Raw genomic sequence first — 18,772 nt, 5'->3', positions numbered from 1 at the left:
AGCCATTGTACACCACCCTCTTTACGCTTATAAAGAAGCAAATTGGTACCATCATACTATTTGCCAACCCTCAATAGCTACCGAAGCCCTTGATTTAGACGATTCATAAGAGGCATTTTATTCCTATCTTTCAGTGTTTTTACTCACACACCAACCTCGCTTTTGATGTGCAAGAAAATGGTTTAGTTTGATTTAACACACACAGATCCGAAATGAGGAAAGCTTACGAAAGCAGGACTCTTAATGCAATATGCAAAACGATGAGTTATCATTATAAATCAATATTTTACATGAATAACCCACAATAATTTATTTAGCATAGCATAGGAGCCTAAAATATTTTATCCTTTACGCCTTTTTGCAATTGCTGACTGAGCTGCTGCTAAGCGCGCAATTGGTACTCGGAAAGGAGAACATGAAACATAATCTAGTCCATTCTCTTCACACAAAGTAATAGAAGTAGGATCTCCTCCGTGTTCACCACAAATTCCTAATTTAATTTTTGCACGCTTTGAGCGTCCACGCTGTGTAGCAATGGCAATAAGCTCTCCTACTCCATCACGGTCAATAGATACGAAAGGATCTTGTTCCAAAAGTCCTTTTTGAAAATACGTTGCTAAAAAGGGAGCAGCATCATCCCGTGAAATACCAAAAGTGGTTTGCGTCAGATCATTTGTTCCAAATGAAAAAAATTCTGCAGTTTCTGCAATTTCATCCGCTCGAAGAGCCGCTCTTGGAAGCTCAATCATAGTCCCAACCATGTACTGAATAGCGCTTCCCTTTTCCTTTATCACCTCACAAGCAACCTGATCAATATGTGCTTTTACAAAATCTAGCTCAGATTTAAGTGCAACAAGTGGCACCATAATTTCAAGCATAACAGGGGACCCAGATTTTTGAGCAGCTTCTGCTGCTGCTTCAAAAATTGCTCGCGCTTGCATTTCTACAATTTCAGGATAAGTAATAGCCAAACGGCATCCTCTTAACCCAAGCATAGGATTAAATTCGTGCAACTGCTGCGCGCGTTCAGCAAGCACTTCAGCAGAAACTCCCATCACCTTTGCAACATCAAGAATTTCTGCATCGGTTTTAGGTAGAAATTCATGAAGTGGAGGATCTAACAAGCGGATAGTAACAGGCAGACCAGACATAATTTCAAATAATTCAGCAAAGTCTGAGCGCTGCATTGGCAAAAGCTTATCCAGTGCTTTACGACGCCCGCTTTCATCATTACTTAAAATCATTTCACGCATAGCGACAATACGATCCCCAGAAAAAAACATGTGCTCGGTACGGCATAGACCAATACCTTCAGCCCCAAAGGAACGCCCCATACGTGCATCAGACGGTGTCTCAGCATTGGCGCGAACTCTAAGACGCCGCATCCCATCAGCCCACTCCATCAATTTTGCAAAATCTCCGCAAAGCTCAGGTTGCAACATCGCAACCTTCCCTTTAAAAATTTCTCCACCACTACCATCAATTGTAATGACATCGCCTTTTTTAAAGCTTTGTCCTGAAACAAACATCGTGTTTGTGTTATAATCAATCCGTACACTCCCTGCACCAGAAATACACGGTTTTCCCATACCACGTGCTACAACAGCAGCGTGACTTGTCATGCCACCGCGCGTCGTTAAAATTCCTTCTGCTGCGTGCATACCATGAATATCTTCTGGACTTGTCTCTATGCGTACCAAAATCACTTTGCGCCCTTCTGTTGCTGCTGTTTCTGCCTCTTCCGAAGTAAAAACAATTTCACCAGTTGCCGCCCCCGGAGAGGCAGGTAAACCACGAGCAATAACAAAACGAGCTGCCTTGGGATCAAGCGTGGGATGGAGAAGTTGGTCTAGCGATTTTGCATCAATTCGCATTACCGCCTCTTCTTGGTTTATCAACCCCTCCTCAACCATTTCAATAGCCATTTTTAGAGCCGCACGTGCCGTTCGTTTTCCCGAACGAGTTTGCAACATCCACAATTTACCCTTTTCAATTGTAAATTCGAGATCTTGCATATCACGATAATGCTGTTCAAGCTTCTGTGCGATCTGACACAACCTCAAAAAAGCCTCCGGCATAATTTTTTCCAAGGATGGTTTATTTGAACCTGCAACAATACGCGCATTTTCTGTGATATTTTGAGGAGTTCGAATGCCTGCCACAACATCTTCACCTTGCGCATTCACTAAAAACTCGCCATAAAGTTCTTTCTCACCTGTTGATGGATTGCGGGTAAAAGCAACGCCCGTTGCTGAATCCTCACCCATATTGCCAAACACCATCGCTTGTACATTCACTGCTGTTCCCCAACTTTCAGGAATATCATGTAAACGACGATAAGTGACTGCGCGTGCTGTCATCCAACTTGAAAAAACCGCTCCAATTGCTCCCCACAATTGTTGTTCAGGATCTTGCGGAAAAGGTTTCCCTAACTTTTCTTCAACGTATGCTTTATAAGAAATAATAACATCTTTCCAATCAGCCGCTGTCATTTCTGTATCGATAGCATAACCATTGCGTACTTTTGCATCATCAAGAATTTCTTCAAAATACGAATGATCTAATCCCAGAACCACATTAGAGTACATTTGAATAAAACGACGATAACTGTCATAAGCAAAGCGCTCATTATTGGCTTGTAAAGCAATTGCTTTTACAGTCTCATCATTCATACCAAGGTTAAGTACTGTATCCATCATCCCTGGCATAGAAGCTCTAGCACCTGAACGAACAGAAAGTAAAAGTGGCCTTTTTTCATTACCAAATTCACGCCCTGTTTGTTCACCAATCTGCTTAAGCGCTTGTTTAACAACTCCCTGTAATTCTTTCGGATATGACTTGCCATGTGCGTAATAAAAATTACAAACTTCTGTCGTAAGAGTAAATCCAGGAGGTACAGGCAGACCAAGATTACTCATTTCTGCCAAATTAGCTCCTTTGCCACCGAGAAGATTGTGCTCACTTGCACTTCCTTCCGCATTGCCATCGCCAAAACTATAAACCCATTTTGTCATCGTACAAATCCTCCCATATCAGAATCAAAATATCATTTGATCCGGTCAAAATTGGCTAAACCAAAGAAAATATTGCTACAGAAATGTGTAAAACCTACTCCCCTTGGAAAGAAGGACACAACCATAAATATCAATACTCATCTTCTTAAAGAAAAGATTTAGTTTTTAAGAAAACTATCAATCACCGAAAAGAAGGATTCTACTGACATAACACCTTCATACTTATTACCATTAATAAAGAATGTCGGTGTTGCTGTGACACCAAGCTCTTTACCACGTTCATAAGATGCATTTACTTCATCTAAAATGGACTGATTTTTCAAGCAAGCCTTAAAACTTTCATCAGTAAAACCTGCCATAAAGCCAATTTTCTTTAACGGTGTTAGAGCGTCTTTCTCCCAAACCCACTCATTTTGTTTTTGAAATAAAACCTCTATCAAAGGAAAATAGCGATCTTCTGGTACACACCGTGCTAACATAAAGCCTGCCGTTGCCCGAGGATCAAAAGCAAAATCTCGGAAAATAAGTTTTACTTTTCCCGTTTTGATATATTTTTTACGAATTTGAGGAAGTACATCATTATAAAAATGCGCACAATGCATACACGTCAACGAAGCATATTCAACAATTGTTACTGGTGCATTCTCCTCTCCCTCAACTCTATCCTTAACCTTACCCGATTGAAGGAGCTTGGCCATATCAACAGTTGAAACTGGTTTAACTTCACCAGCGAAAGTTGTTGTTGCACTGATTTGTACAGTTATCATTAAGGCAAAAATTACCGCGAAAGACAAAAAGGAACGACAGTTTATCATAAATAATACTTTTCTGTTGTAATTAAACGAATAAGAACCCAGAACCCTTTCATATACTAACAAAAAATATATAAAATACCTTGCTCTATTTATTATTTTTTTCTACCAAAATGCAACAGCCAAGTTCATAAAGTGATTGGCATAAACTTTCATCTTCAATGCCCTCAAGCATTTTTTCCACGTATTTTTTATCTTTTTCCCCTAGGGCAAACTTTGTCGGCAAGGGATCGTTAAAAACAGCGACGCGCTTTTGCTCAATTTTAATGCGATCAAGAGCAACATACCCAAAAAAAACATTAATTCTGTGAAGAAGTTCCTCTGTTTCATGCATCAATTTTAATGCAGCAAACCCTTCACAAGCTACAACAAGTGTTGCAGGTTGGAAAATCTCATCTTGATCTACGCGACGTTTCCAAATAATTTTGAGTGGCATTGCATATTCACTGATGTCATGGCCTACAATCTGTGACCAATGTTCTATAAGTGCCACATTAAGTCCTGTCCGCTTGCGTAAAACCGGATCAAGTATTTTGGATGCCGTCTCAGAAAGAGAATAAAAATGGCACTTTTGTAATTGTTTGCTCATTTTTCTAAATCATCATAAAAACATTTACTCTATTATAACAATTTTTTCTTTTATCTAAGAATTATTACCCTTAAAAATGAATCAAATATCGACAAAACAAATATTTACCTAACAAAAAGTTCCATAATAAATGAATGACAACAAACCATAAAATGCAAAATAAATGCGTTTTTTCTTTTGCATTTTATATCTTCCTGTGGTTGACAAAAAGCATGCATGAAATTTCTTCGCGCCTTCTTTCTTGGTATGATCAAAACCACAGGCATTTACCATGGCGTATTACCCCTAAAGAACAAATGCAAGGCATCCGCCCTGATCCCTATCGCGTTTGGCTCTCTGAAGTTATGCTTCAACAAACAACTGTCGGAGCTGTTAAGCCTTATTTTAAAAAATTTCTGAAACTTTGGCCTGATCTCTCTTCTTTAGAAAAAGCCTCTCAAGATGATATCTTGAAAGCGTGGGCTGGGCTGGGCTATTATTCACGTGCACGTAACCTTAAAAATTGTGCCAGACAACTTGTGGAAAATTACGGAGGACAATTTCCACAGTCTGTAAAAGCATTGCGAACTCTCTCGGGTATCGGAGATTACACTGCTGCAGCTATTGCCGCAATTGCTTTTAACCATCCTGTAGCAGTTGTTGATAGTAACGTAGAACGCGTAGTAACCCGCTTATTTGCTATCGCTTCAGCATTGCCAAAAGCAAAAGCTGAAATCAAAGAAAAAACACTAGAAATTACCGCTTTAAATCGCCCCGGCGACTTTGCTCAAGCAATGATGGACCTTGGAGCAACCATCTGTACACCACGTAAACCATCCTGTTATCTCTGCCCTCTTCAAAGTTCGTGCAAAGCAGAAAAGATGCAAATAACAGAGGACTTTCCAATCAAAGCCCCTAAGAAAGAACGTCCCTTAAAAATTGGTACTGCTTTTGTTGTCCTTAATGAAAATAGGCAAATTTATCTAGAAAAACGGCTGGATAAAAAACTACTCGGTGGAATGACCCAAATCCCTAATAATATCGGGATAAATGATCAAAATGGACTCCAAAATGCACCCTTTTCTGCCGATTGGCAACTCAAAGGGCAAATTACGCACGTTTTTACCCATTTTTCTTTGAAACTTAACGTTTACTATATAAGTGGTATTCACGACATGAAGCGTAAAAATGGCTGGTGGTGCGACATTCATCGTCTTGCCGAAGAAGCTCTTCCCACTGTTATGAAAAAAGCCATTGCCCTAGCGATTCCCAATTCTTTTAGATCCAAATAACCCTCATAAATGAATTTTTTAGTTTAATATGCAACATTTCATGTTTTATTTTTCATAAAACGCAATGAAAATCTCGAATATAATGAAAATTTCTCATTTCTGCCCCTGTTATGATGAATCATCAAAAACATTCACCTGCACATCACAAGCGGAATTTGTATGCAGACAAAAATGTTAAAAAGAAAGTAAATGTTCCTCTTTATCAATCGTCTGAGTATAAGAATGCAACATTGAAAACTGATTCATATAATGCTGCTGTCAGCTTAGTACTTCAGAGGACTCCAGTTTTTAACATCTGTGAACGTATTATCATTCTTAAATCATCTATGGGTTTCAGCTGCCCATTTTCCTCATAATACCAAAAAGTCCAACCATTACAGCTTTGTGAATCTTGAGCTTTTCGCCCCATTGCATGAATAGAACCGGCTTCACCACCATGCATGATCGTACCATCAGCTCTTACAATAGCAGATACTTGCTTCTTGCGATCATAAAGAACTTCTCCAGGATGGAGTAATCCTGCTTCAAGTAAACTGTTGAATGCTACACGCGGTTCTGCTTTTTTCTTATCCAAAATTGCCAATTCTGGTTTGTCTAAAGGTTTAACCGCAGCAATCCTCTCACATGCCGCATCAATGTAGTCTTGCTCACGTTCAATCCCCACAAAATCACGCCCCAAAAGTTTTGCAACAGCGCCTGTCGTCCCCGAACCAAAAAACGGATCAAGAATAACATCACCAGGCTTACTAGAAGCCATAATAATACGGGCTAATAACGCTTGTGGCTTTTGTGTTGGATGTAATTTATGACCTGCTTCATCTTTCAAACGTTCAGCTCCAGTGCAGAGAGGAAAAAGCCAATCTGAACGCATTTGTAGATCTTCATTCGCAGCTTTTAAAGCATCATAATTAAATGTATATTTTTTATCCTTTTGATCTCGAACAGCCCAAATAAGTGTCTCATGAGCATTTTGAAAGCGGCGTCCTCGAAAATTAGGCATGGGATTATTTTTACGCCAAATGATATCATTCAACATCCAAAAACCTAGGTCTTGTAATGCCGTACCAACCCGAAAAATATTATGATAAGATCCTATAACCCAAATCGTCCCGTTGGGTTTCAATACACGACGACAAGCAAGAAGCCATGCACGCGTAAAAGCATCATAAGCAGCAAAACTTTCAAATTGATCCCACGCATCATCAACCCCATCAACAAGCGAATGATCTGGACGGTATAAAGCACCATCTAATTGTAAATTATAAGGAGGATCCGCAAAAATCATATCAACTGAATGTTTGGGAAGTTTCTCCAGTACTGCGACACAATCCCCCTTGAAGATTTTATTGTGCCATGGCATCTGTAAGGGAGTATGAATGAAATCTTTTTGAAGCTGAACAACTGTCATAGAAAACCCAACGAAATGAACTGAATTTGCCCTATAATCAATCAAAATGGTTTATAGGCCCGCATTACCAAGCTATATTTACAAAATAGAGTAAATGGATCGTTAAATTTCTTCAAAATTGATACTCATTTCTGCAAAATTTATATTTGTTTTTGCTCTTTATAAGAAGAATAAAGAAATTTTTATTGATAAAGATTTATTTTTCTTTCCTTCTATGCACTGTGCACATATTCTTTGGTGCATCAAAACAATAGGAATTATTTTTGAAGTATATTTTTATGAAATAAGTCTTATCAATAGCATTTTTAGGTAATTGCTCAAGAAAATAAGTAACACGTAAAGGAATGTCTCATGCCTCAAATAGATCTCATTATTTTTGATTGTGATGGAGTTCTGGTAGATTCTGAATATCTCGCAGCAAAAATTGGATCTCAACTACTTAAACAAACAGGATATGAAATATCACCCGAAGAATTAAGTCAGCGTTACGCAGGACTAATTTTTCTTGATATTCTTAAAAAAGTTGAACAAGAAACAGGAAAACCAATTTCTGCTCATCTCATAGATCAAATGTCAAATCTTTTTCGAGCACAAATAAAAACCGACCTACGTGCTCTTGATGGTGTAAGAGAAGCAATAGAAATCATTCAAACTCGCTATCCCTACTGTATCTGCTCTAATGCAAAGAGCGTATATATAAAAGAAATGCTCTCGGCCGTTAATCTTTATGATTTTTTTGATGATAAAGATAAAATATTTTCTGCTCCTGAAGTTGGAACGAAAAAAACTAAACCAGCTCCTGATGTTTTTCTTTTTGCCGCACAACAATTACATGCAAAGCCAACAAATACTATTGTTATAGAGGATTCAATTCATGGCGTACATGCTGCATCTGCAGCGGGCATGCGCGTCATCGGCTTTACTGGAGGATCACATAGTTATCTTGGACACTCTCATGCACTTGCAGAGGCTGGTGCTGAAACGGTTATCGCCAAACATACCCATTTGCTAGAAGTTTTAGAAGCAATGGCAGTATGGCGCGATTTATCATAAAAACTCTCTTGGAGATCTATCCATTTTTCTTCGTATCATAACAAAATATAAAATTGATATATTTAGGAATAAACCATGCCCTTTTTTTCAATAGATAAGGACAAGAATAAACACAACAATCGAATATAATAAATATGGGCTTTAGGGCATATAAGCTAAACGACTATTATTATGGATAAAACTCCACCAATAAATCTAGTTTGTTTAAAGAAGCTATTGGTAATCAGCCTATTACAGTTTTCATTTCCATTCCTTACACTCTATTTTACAATAAGCAGAGCATCCATTATTTATCTCTTCAAAATTTTGAAATAAAAATTACAAATTTTTTATAGCTGATAATGACGATTTTTTTATTATTCACTACTACATTACTTTTCAATACTAAACTCTCCTCATACGAGGCATTCTGTAATTGATTTTATGTAACAAAAAAATATAGACCATAATAACAAAATAAAAATCCTTCTCTATCCAAGCTAGCTTGCCTCTCTCTTATAAACTCATCTAATTGCTAATTTAAAAAACAGATTTTTTGCAAATTATATCGTTTTAAATAAATAAATATCTTCAGTAAATTTCCTAACATACATGTAGTAAATAAACTATAACATACAAATATATTATGTTAATTTAACAAATACACATAATGTAAATATTTTATTATTGACTGTAAACTCATAATGAAGTATATATGTAAATGTTGTACGATCTAATGATACGGTTTGTATTTATCTTGTTTTAATTACTAAGTATCTAAAGGTTAACTCGTCTATTACATATTAACAAAAAATAGAAGATATTTGAGGTAAAAATTATGGTCAAAGTATTTAAAAAATATGCATTAAACATTTTTATAGTATCTGCTTTTTTTCTTTCACAAATTGTAAGTGTTCATGCAAATTACTTGAGAAACAATCTTCAAAAAGAAGATGCTGATTGTGTAATGAAACAAGTAGCAAATGTAACATCTAAAGCAGTTGCCACAAAAACTCTTTATGTTCCGGAGATAAACTATGGGGCAAAAAATGGAACTCCCATTGAAGGAAAAATTGAAAAGGTAGCTGATCCCATCACAATAGGAATGGGTTTTATGTTTGCTGGATATGCAATAAGCTTCATAAGTTCAATAATAGGATGGATAAGGGACATCGTATCAATGTTTAAATAAAAACCATTGACTCTAAATATCTAAAAGATGGATTTATTATGTATTTAAAACAATAATCTAAAACAACATAACAAAGTAATTATCTATTTCTATAACAGTAAATATAGATAAATCCTATCCTCTATATTCACTTATTATACGGATGCATTCACCTGCTGGTATTAGAAGTTAGAAAGTATTTGAGGTAAAATTATGACAAAATTGTTTAAAAATTATATCTTAAATTTTTTTATAGTAGTTGCTTTTTTTCTTTCACAAATTGTAAATGTTCATGCAAATCATTTGAGCACTAACTCACAACGAGAAGATGTTTCTGTAATAGAGCAGACAAAAAAGAAGGCAATTTATACGGCGGCTCTCTACTTTCCAAGTTTAAAATATGGAGTGGAACATGAGACTCCCGTCGAAGGAAAATTTGAAAAGGTCCTTGAGCCCGTTTCAATAGGGATTTTTGGTCTCGGAGTGGCAATTGGCTACGCATCAACTGCTGTGGGGCTATTCTTTGGATGGTTAATTAGTATCATCAGAGCCGCAATAAAACAATAACACTCAACAATTTTGCATTCAAATACTGGAAATTCGTAGAATAAAATTTGCAATATAAAATACGATTTACAACTGCACTCTGTGTTTATTTTATAAATAAAACACAGAGTGAACTATACGACCATGAGAAAAAGCATCTTTAGATACCTATGTCTCTCTCTGTGTATTTACGGACTTGTCTATGCGTTTTCTTATTGAACTAAAAATAGAAAATTGGAGGTAAAATTTTGGTAAAAATATTTAAAAATCATGTGTTCAGTGTTTTTATAGCGATTATTTTTTCTCTTTCACAAATTGTGAATGTCAATGCATATCATTTAAAAAACAGCCCTCAAAAAGAGGAGATTTCTGTTTCCGTAGTAAAGCAAGACAAGAAGAAAGCAATCAGTATGGCTGCTCTCTATCTTCCAAGTTTAAACTATGGATCAGAAAATGAGGCTCTTACTGGAGGAAAAATTGAGAAGGTCTTTGAGCCTATTACATTAGGATTCTTCACTACAGCAGGTGCTCTAGGTTTCGGCTTCTTGACTGGATCTATTCTAGGCTTATTTACTGGAATAATCGGATGGGCAATAGGTAAAATAAAAATAACTAAAAAAGCTAACTAATTCTCAAATAATTTAAAACAATGTTCAAATTACATCTTGCCTCAAATAATTGAGGCAGGATTTTGTTGTGCTTTCTATAGAGGGGTTGTTCATTACTAATAATACTGCATGGGATAAATATCATATCTATTAGCATGAAAACTGATAATTTAGTCTAAATTAAGATCTCTCTAAATACACAGTTTACGGATGAAATGCTAGGAAATCACCTGATAAATCCTCCAATATGAGTCATAATATGTGGCTTTGCAGAGATTAATGATAAATGCGTTCTTGATTACACAAGGTTAAGCTCAAAAAATAGACATTGCAATTCAGTTTCTGTAAAAAAATCTTCGAGAAGTACTATCCTGTGCATTCACCCAAATATTCAAAAAGTAACACAAATTTAAAATAAATTAACGAATAACATGGTTAATTATTTGAAATATAAAATACTTTTCTTTATGTTATATTAAAATGTTTAAAAGTGCCAATGCTCTTGATTTTTCTGCCATTGGTTCTTCATTATTTATAAGCATAAGCAAACAAATTTTCATTCATTTAATAATTTTAATATTGTTAAAAACATGAAATATACAATTTCATCAGTTTACTGAAAATAAATGAAAGAAAAGATTCATGAAATATATCAGCACAAGAGGCAAAGCCCCTGTTCTAGGCTTTACCGAAACGGTTATGAATGGTCTCGCTAGTGATGGTGGGCTTTACCTTCCAGAAGAGTTTCCTCAATTATCACCCGATGCATTACGAGCTCTACGTGGACAATCCTATACGACAATTGCTAAAACTATTCTTTGGCCTTTTGTGAATAACGAAATTGAATACGCACCCTTTGAGAAGATGATTGCCGAATCGTACGATACCTTTCGTCATCCAGCAACCTGCCCATTACTGCAAATTGGTCCAGATGAGTTTATTCTTGAACTTTTTCACGGTCCTACTTTGGCATTTAAAGATGTCGCAATGCAGTTTCTTTCCAGGTTGATGGATTATATTTTAACTAAACAAAATAAACGAGCAACAATTATTGGTGCCACATCAGGTGATACAGGTGGTGCTGCGATACAAGCCTTTGCTGGAAGAAAAAATTCAGATGTTTTCATTTTGTTCCCTAAAGGACGTGTATCACCCATTCAACAACGGCAAATGACTACCAATCAAAGCAATAATGTTCATGCCATAGCCATTGAAGGAAATTTTGATGATTGTCAAGCACTCGTCAAAGCAATGTTTAATGACCATAATTTTCGTCAAAAAAGAGCGCTTTCAGGGGTTAATTCTATAAACTGGGCACGTATCATGGCGCAAATTGTGTATTATTTTTCGTCCGCACTTTCCCTAGGTGCCCCTGATAGATCCGTCTCATTTACTGTTCCTACTGGAAATTTCGGTGATGTTTTTGCAGGTTATGTCGCTGCCCGTATGGGATTACCTATAGCACAATTGATTATTGCAACAAATGATAATGATATCCTCGCACGCACATTAACCAGTGGCATTTACGAAACACGGCCTATAACCCATACAACATCACCTTCTATGGATATTCAAATCTCTTCTAATTTTGAACGTTTGCTGTTTGAAAGTGGTAATCGTGATCCAGTATGGATTTGCAATGCTATGGAAAACTTGAAGCAATCAGGACGTTTTACTCTTGATGAAAAACAACTCCAAAATATTCTCTCCCTGTTTAGTGCTGGGAAAAGTAGTATAGCTGAAACAGCACACACAATTAATCGTGTTTATAAAGAAAGTGGCTATCTTGCTGATCCACATACAGCTGTTGCACTTAAAGTAGCGAGCGAACACAAAAAGTCGCATATTCCAATGATTACTCTTGCCACGGCTCATCCTGCTAAATTTCCTGATGCAATCCAAAATGCCTGTGGTGTTAATCCACCTTGGACATCTTGCCTAAATGGATTGATGGAATCCGAAGAGTGCTTTATAAGTCTTGCTAATGATGAAAAAATAGTAAAAGATTATATTTCTTTAAAATCAAATGCATCTTACTAAGCTTAGCTGCATTGTAATTTAAATCACAAATATTCCAATACCCTTGCAAAAAGGTATTTGGCTTGTTTAATGGAGTCATAAACACATGGGTGTAGATATCAGTCGCCTGAGTAACGGTTTGACTATCGCCACACATACAATGCAACAAATTGAGAGTGTCGCGCTCGGAATATGGGTTAAAGTAGGCTCACGCAATGAAACTTTTACACAACATGGCATCGCCCACCTCCTTGAGCATATGGCTTTCAAGGGAACAGAAAACCGTACAGCTCTTCAAATTGCAACTGATATTGAAGATGTTGGTGGTGAAATCAATGCTACCACCAGTACTGAAACGACTGCCTACTTTGCACGTGTACTCAAAAAAGATATCCCACTTGCCATTGATATTCTAGCCGACATTTTGATGTTTTCAAAATTTGATGAAGAGGAATTAGAACGAGAAAAACAAGTTATTTTTCAGGAAATTGGTGCCGCTCGTGATATTCCTGATGATATTGTTTTTGATCACTTTACTGAAACAGCATTTCGCCATCAATCGCTTGGTCGCTCTATTTTAGGTACCCCAAAAACAATTCAATCGTTTACATCTACTGACCTTCATAATTTTATGAACAAACAATATAGCGCAGACCGTATGATCGTGGTTGCAGCAGGGGCTGTACAACACGAAAATTTCCTGCGAGAAGTTGAAGGCCGTCTTAGCACTTTTCGCTCTCATTCAACAGCCCCTCTTACCAACCTCGGGAATTATGTCGGCGGTGATTTCCGTGAATATCGCGATTTAATGGACACACAAATTGTTCTCGGTTTTGAAGGGCGAGCTTATCATGCACGTGACTTTTATGCTACTCAAATTCTTTCAATTATTCTTGGTGGAGGTATGTCATCACGCCTTTTCCAAGAAGTGAGAGAGAAACGTGGATTATGTTATTCTATTTATGCTTTTCATTGGGGCTTTTCAGATATTGGGCTCTTTGGCGTTCACGCTGCCACCGGTCAAGAGGGACTAAAGGAATTGCTTCCTGTGATTCTTGATGAACTCTCTAAAGCAAGCAAAAACATCCATGCTAATGAACTTCAACGAGCACAAGCACAATATCGTGCTAACCTCACAATATCACAGGAAAATCCATCCAGTCAGGCACAGCTCATTGCCCGCCAAATTCTTCTTTATGGTCGCCCAATTCCAATATCTGAAACAATTGAACGTCTAGAGCTCATTACCACCCAAAGATTAACGGATCTAGCTGATCGCCTTTTTATCAATTCTACTCCGACATTGGCAGCTGTCGGCCCCATTGGTCCCCTCATGAATTTTGATGATTTAACTTCAACCCTTTCATACAAAAAGTAAGCTTAAAAAAGTCTTTCCTAGATGCTTTTGTGCATATTGGAGATATGTTTTTTATAAAGCAGCTACATCATAATATGCACATATGAACAGGTTTTATAATAAAATTTACCAAAAAAGTTCTTTTCACTAAATAAGTTTGGGAAATATTTATCAAAAAGCTGTACAAAACTACCAAACTCCCGCTTCATGTGATAAAGTGCTGGTGGGTGAAGGTATCTCTATGAAATCTAAAAATTCATAATTTATTTTTGCCATACAAAAATATAAAAATCTATCGGCTCCAAGCTTCACTAAAGTAAATGAGGGATTAGTCTATTTTTGTATAAGATTTTACAACTTAAAAGAAAATAATAACCACTTGTTATGTAGAACAAATTATAAAAAGTGGATGTTTTTTCTCGAAAATCTAAATTAAAATTAAACATCCTAAAATACTGAGAGTGGGATATTGTGAAGAGTTTGCGTAAAATCATTGACATCATTTTCATTGTAATCGTCAGTTCTTTTATTCACCTTACGTCAGCACAGGCAATCGAACCAGTCAAAATTTCTTCTCAAGATGCTGCTCTTGACCTCTCAAAGGCAATCGAAATTCACCATACAAATAGCTCTATCTTTCAAACCAGTACTGCACCAGGACCTGATGGGATTGTATGGCGAATTGAAGTCCAAGCAAAAAGTGAAAATTTTTCTGGAAACTGGGCCGTATTTTCTCTTGCAAACCCAACAGATGAACAAATTGACCGCCTCATCGTTGCCCCCCACTATCGCATGGCTCATTCAAACTTTCTTTGGCCAGATCTGGGATCCGCACGGATTCAATCCATCACTCCAAGCGAAGGCTTTTCTCTTGATCGTCAAGCCAGTGCAAACTCAGATATCTTTCGGATTACGCTAAATCCTGGCACCGTTATTACATTTGTTGCCGAGCTTAACTCTGCAAATCTCCCACAAATCTATTTATGGCAACCTGAAGCCTATAAAGATGCAATGAATTCTTATACGCTTTATCATGGTATTCTGCTTGGTATATCAGGTCTTTTAGCGCTCCTCTTAACTGTTCTCTTCGTCGTTCGGGGAACAGGTCTCTTTCCTGCAACGGCTGCTGTTGCTTGGGCGGTCCTTTTTTATATTGGCATCGACTTCAACTTTTTAAATAAATTCTTTGCAGTTACATTAACAACGCAACCAATATGGCGTGCCGGAACAGAAGTAGCACTAGCTGCTACACTTTTTATTTTTCTCTTCACCTACTTATGTCTTAATCGCTGGCACTACCATTTTAGTTATGGTGCAATCGCATGCACCATAGCTCTTTGTGGTCTGGGAGCATTTGCTATTTATGATCCAACCAGAGCAGCTGGAATTGCCCGTTTATCATTTGGACTTACCACCGTGATTGGTATAGTTTTGATCAGCTATTTTTCGATCAGAAGCTATGACCGTGCAATCATGCTTATCCCAACTTGGCTGCTTATTAGTTTTTGGTGTTTTGGAGCTTATGCCTGCATAGCAGGGTATTTAGACAATGATATTATCCAACCGGCTTTAGCAGGAGGATTAGTGCTCATTGTTCTTCTCATCAGCTTTACTGTCATGCAACAAACTTTTTCCAATGATGCTTTCCATGAAGGAATATTTTCTGATCTTGAACAGCAAGTGCTAGCGGCAAAGGGAGCCGGAAATATTATCTGGGACTGGAATGTCGAACGTGATCGTATCGTTGTTCACCCAGACATGGCAACCCTCTTTGGTACTGGAGATCACAAACTCAATGGACCTATGCGTAATTGGATTTCAGCCTTGCACTATGATGACCGTGAGCGTTTTCAAGCCGTATTGGATATCATTCTTAAACATAAAAAGGGACGCATTGATCAAATTTTTCGACTTTCTTCCGGTGGTGGCTATTATCATTGGTTTTCTCTCCGTGCGCGTCCAGCTATGCAAAAAGATGGAAAAATTACCCGTGTTATTGGAACCATTGTTAATATTACTAACCACAAAAAAGCTGAAGAACGCTTATTGCATGACGCAATTCACGACAGCTTAACAGGACTCCCTAACCAACAAATTTTTTTCGATAGACTACAAAACTACACCTCTTTGGCTAAAGCAAATATCAAAATCAGACCAACCGTCTTTATGATTGACTTTGACAATTTCCGTCAAATTAATCACAAATTAGGCATAGCTGTTGGTGATACTGTACTGCTCATCATAGCACGCCGTTTAAGCCGTCTTATTAACTTTCAAGATACCTTGTCACGTCTTTCCGCAGACCGTTTTGCAATCATTTTACTCAGTGAAACTGAACCACAGAAAATTGCGGCATTTGCAGATCATCTGCACAAAACAATTTCAGCACCTATTTCACTTACAGAAAAAAAAATAACCCTTTCAACATCAATTGGACTGGTTACATGGAGTGAAAGTAGATCAACGGCTAAAGATATTTTAAATGATAGCGAACTAGCAATGATCCGTGCAAAACAAATGGGCGGCAACCATATTGAACCTTTTCGCCCTAATTTTCGTACATTAGGTCTCGAGCATAACACTATGGTGCAAGACATTCATCATGCCATAAAACGTAATGAAATCAAAATCCTCTACCATCCTATTCTCAATTTATCAGATGGACACATTATTGGTTTTGAAACAATTGTGGAATGGCATCATCCAAATTATGGAAATTTAAATGTTTCTGATTTTATCAAGATTGTAGAAAACGAACAAATCGTTATGGATTTGGCACAATTTATCATTGATAATGCCGTTATTGATCTTACAAATGTACAAGAAAAATTCTTACAACAATCTTTTTTTATTTCAATCAATTTACCAAGCTCGGAAATGGTTCATCCTCGTTTCATAAGTCAATTGCGCTCCACCCTGCTTCGCCACCCCCTCAATAAAGGGAGTTTGATGATAGAAATATCCGAGTTTGTCTTGAGAAAAAATCCTGAACAATCAGCGCACTTTCTTGAACAAATTAAAGCACTAGGTATGAATCTTGCACTGGATAATTTTGGAACAGGTTATTCATCACTTGCCTATCTCGTCCGTTATCCATTCGATATGGTTAAATTGGATCGTTCTCTTATCTCAATCGATTCTCTTAAGAAAAAACTTGTTCTAAAATCCATTATCAACATAGCAACTAATCTTAATTTGCAAATCATCGCAGAAGGCGTTGAAAATGAAAAAGAAGCAATCTTCCTGCGTCAAGAAGGTTGTCAATATGTTCAAAGCACACTTGTTACTAAGCCAATCGCCATCGAAGAATTAATCACTCTCGTTCAAAATCACTTCCCTTATAAAATCAAGACATCGTAGGTAGGGCATTGTTTAATATAAGACTCGCAAAAGAGTGCAACTCTCTACGCATGCCCCATTTCAGAAACAAGATAAGTCGGATTAATTCCCATGCGAATCAAACTTTCATCATATTTACAACTTAAATCGCTTTCAAAAAGGAAACTAGGCGATGTGGGGCTGCTCAACCAGCCATTTGTAGAGATTTCTGCCTCGAGCTGTCCTGCTTTCCATCCAGCATAACCTAGCGCTATCAGCGCATGTTGAGGACCTTTTTCGCAACTGATTGCTTTTAATATATCAATAGTAGCAGTAAAGCATATCTTCTCTGCAACAAGAACAGTTTCTTCACAAGCATAATCATCCGAATGAAGTACAAAACCACGGGAAGGATCAACAGGGCCGCCATAACGTACAGGAAAATTTTTTATTGGTTCAGAAAGATGTTTTTTTTGAGCGCTATTTATTACTCCAAGGTGAAGCAAAAGCTCAGGAAAATCAATGTGGTGCAATTGGTTGAGAATAATCCCCATAGCACCAGCGTCAGAATGTGCACAAACATAAATAACAGAACGGACAAAGCGTTTGTCATTCATCCCAGGCATTGCTATGAGCAACTGTCCACCCAAAAAGCCATTACACTGCTTCATCAATCTGTTATTCTCCATATTTTATATGTTAAAATTCAATTCAGTTTTTACAACAAGAAAATAAAGCTCACATGAAAAAAATTAAAATATTTATAAATTTACAAAGTATTCCATCTTTCTTCCATAAAAAACTTTTAGTTACTTTAAAATTAACATTCGTATTTTTAGGATTACTTAACTTCTCTGTGAGCGCTCAAACGAAACAAAAATCATATCTTTTCGCAACACCTTGGCATGAATCAGATGGTGGCCGCATCAGATTAGCTATTACCCACCCATCTCTCTCTGGAATAAGAAACGGTATTATTGAAATTATGCTGAAACCTGAATGGAAAACCTACTGGCGTAATCCAGGAAACTCAGGTATGGCACCATTTTTTAATTTCAAGCAACAAGTTTCCTATGAGATATTTTACCCCACACCACAACTTTATGAAACAGAAAATGACTGGTCAATAGGTTATAAAAATGAAGTTTTATTGCCTTTTACCATCTTCAATGCAAGCAATAATTTAACCGGTTCTTTAACTCTTGGATTATGTAATGAAATCTGTCTTCCATTTACTGTTAACTTTAATTTTTCTCCTCCTATTGAAAAAAACAAAGCCATCCCTTTATCCTTGTTAAAGAAGGCTCAAGATGCCTTACCCCGTACAACAGATCATGCGTTAAAAATCAACGCTGAAAAAGATAAAAACACCCTCTTCATAAAAATACAAAATAAAGATAAAATCACACCCACCTCTCTCTTTTTAGATGGAGGAGAAATGCACATTGGGCCAGCAAAAAAAGTAAGTGATAACGTAGATTATACACTTTTTAGAGCCCCTATCCATTTCACACCAGAAAAAACGAACCAAACAGTTTTTTATACAGTTTCCTTTAAAAATTATGCCTTAAGTGGGACATTCATGCTTCATACGCGATCACCTCCTCTTGCTACTCCATGATAAAAG

At 37.0% G+C, this 18,772-nt stretch carries 14 protein-coding genes; 9 read left to right on the top strand and 5 right to left on the bottom strand.

Annotated features, from left to right (window positions below):
• Window positions 1-341: 341 nt before the first annotated feature.
• From ppdK to ACKC4Y_RS01640, 3 genes are all read right to left on the bottom strand, one after another.
• Window positions 342-3,014: a pyruvate, phosphate dikinase gene (ppdK, locus tag ACKC4Y_RS01650; RefSeq protein ID WP_409361681.1), complete on the bottom strand. Its 2,673-nt coding sequence runs from the start codon at window positions 3,012-3,014 to the stop codon at window positions 342-344.
• A 158-nt stretch (window positions 3,015-3,172) separates the two neighbouring features.
• Entirely contained in the window at window positions 3,173-3,829 is a 657-nt protein-coding gene (locus ACKC4Y_RS01645; protein ID WP_409361680.1) for a DsbA family protein, read from the bottom strand.
• A gap of 85 nt (window positions 3,830-3,914) precedes the next feature.
• Complete coding sequence (locus tag ACKC4Y_RS01640; protein ID WP_409361679.1) at window positions 3,915-4,415, bottom strand: DUF721 domain-containing protein; 501 nt, start codon at window positions 4,413-4,415, stop codon at window positions 3,915-3,917.
• A gap of 212 nt (window positions 4,416-4,627) precedes the next feature.
• On the opposite strand from ACKC4Y_RS01640, the gene mutY reads away from it, so the two are divergent.
• A complete protein-coding gene (gene mutY, locus ACKC4Y_RS01635) occupies window positions 4,628-5,686 on the top strand; it encodes an A/G-specific adenine glycosylase (protein ID WP_409361678.1) in 1,059 nt (352 codons plus the stop codon).
• Between the two features lie 271 nt (window positions 5,687-5,957).
• Here the strand turns inward: mutY and ACKC4Y_RS01630 are convergent, their stop codons facing one another.
• Window positions 5,958-7,094, bottom strand: coding sequence for a site-specific DNA-methyltransferase (locus tag ACKC4Y_RS01630; protein WP_409361677.1), 1,137 nt, complete (start codon window positions 7,092-7,094; stop codon window positions 5,958-5,960).
• Window positions 7,095-7,445: 351 nt separating this feature from the next.
• Between ACKC4Y_RS01630 and ACKC4Y_RS01625 the strand changes: the two genes are divergently transcribed.
• The 7 genes from ACKC4Y_RS01625 (at window position 7,446) to ACKC4Y_RS01595 (ending at window position 17,187) form a co-directional block, all read left to right on the top strand.
• A complete protein-coding gene (locus ACKC4Y_RS01625) occupies window positions 7,446-8,147 on the top strand; it encodes an HAD family hydrolase (protein WP_409361676.1) in 702 nt (233 codons plus the stop codon).
• Window positions 8,148-8,964: 817 nt separating this feature from the next.
• Window positions 8,965-9,318 carry a hypothetical protein gene (locus tag ACKC4Y_RS01620; protein ID WP_409361675.1) on the top strand — a complete coding sequence of 118 codons (354 nt, stop codon included), beginning with the start codon at window positions 8,965-8,967 and terminating at the stop codon, window positions 9,316-9,318.
• A gap of 192 nt (window positions 9,319-9,510) precedes the next feature.
• Window positions 9,511-9,864: a hypothetical protein gene (locus ACKC4Y_RS01615; RefSeq protein WP_409361674.1), complete on the top strand. Its 354-nt coding sequence runs from the start codon at window positions 9,511-9,513 to the stop codon at window positions 9,862-9,864.
• 227 nt (window positions 9,865-10,091) lie between these two features.
• Complete coding sequence (locus ACKC4Y_RS01610; protein ID WP_409361673.1) at window positions 10,092-10,472, top strand: hypothetical protein; 381 nt, start codon at window positions 10,092-10,094, stop codon at window positions 10,470-10,472.
• 621 nt (window positions 10,473-11,093) lie between these two features.
• The gene (gene thrC, locus ACKC4Y_RS01605; protein WP_409361672.1) at window positions 11,094-12,491 is read left to right on the top strand and encodes a threonine synthase; all 1,398 of its coding nucleotides are present in this window, start codon (window positions 11,094-11,096) and stop codon (window positions 12,489-12,491) included.
• A gap of 85 nt (window positions 12,492-12,576) precedes the next feature.
• Window positions 12,577-13,848, top strand: coding sequence for a M16 family metallopeptidase (locus ACKC4Y_RS01600; RefSeq protein ID WP_409361671.1), 1,272 nt, complete (start codon window positions 12,577-12,579; stop codon window positions 13,846-13,848).
• 450 nt (window positions 13,849-14,298) lie between these two features.
• Window positions 14,299-17,187: an EAL domain-containing protein gene (locus tag ACKC4Y_RS01595; protein WP_409361670.1), complete on the top strand. Its 2,889-nt coding sequence runs from the start codon at window positions 14,299-14,301 to the stop codon at window positions 17,185-17,187.
• A gap of 44 nt (window positions 17,188-17,231) precedes the next feature.
• Here the strand turns inward: ACKC4Y_RS01595 and ACKC4Y_RS01590 are convergent, their stop codons facing one another.
• Window positions 17,232-17,816 (bottom strand): YqgE/AlgH family protein, encoded by a 585-nt coding sequence (locus ACKC4Y_RS01590; protein WP_409362123.1) that lies wholly within the window; start codon window positions 17,814-17,816, stop codon window positions 17,232-17,234.
• Window positions 17,817-17,887: 71 nt separating this feature from the next.
• Between ACKC4Y_RS01590 and ACKC4Y_RS01585 the strand changes: the two genes are divergently transcribed.
• Window positions 17,888-18,766 carry a protein-disulfide reductase DsbD domain-containing protein gene (locus ACKC4Y_RS01585; protein WP_409361669.1) on the top strand — a complete coding sequence of 293 codons (879 nt, stop codon included), beginning with the start codon at window positions 17,888-17,890 and terminating at the stop codon, window positions 18,764-18,766.
• Window positions 18,767-18,772: the final 6 nt, after the last annotated feature.

This window comes from Bartonella heixiaziensis (genome assembly GCF_046245125.2).
Taxonomy (GTDB): Bacteria; Pseudomonadota; Alphaproteobacteria; order Rhizobiales; family Rhizobiaceae; genus Bartonella; species Bartonella heixiaziensis.
This window is presented reverse-complemented; position numbering and strand designations above follow the sequence as displayed.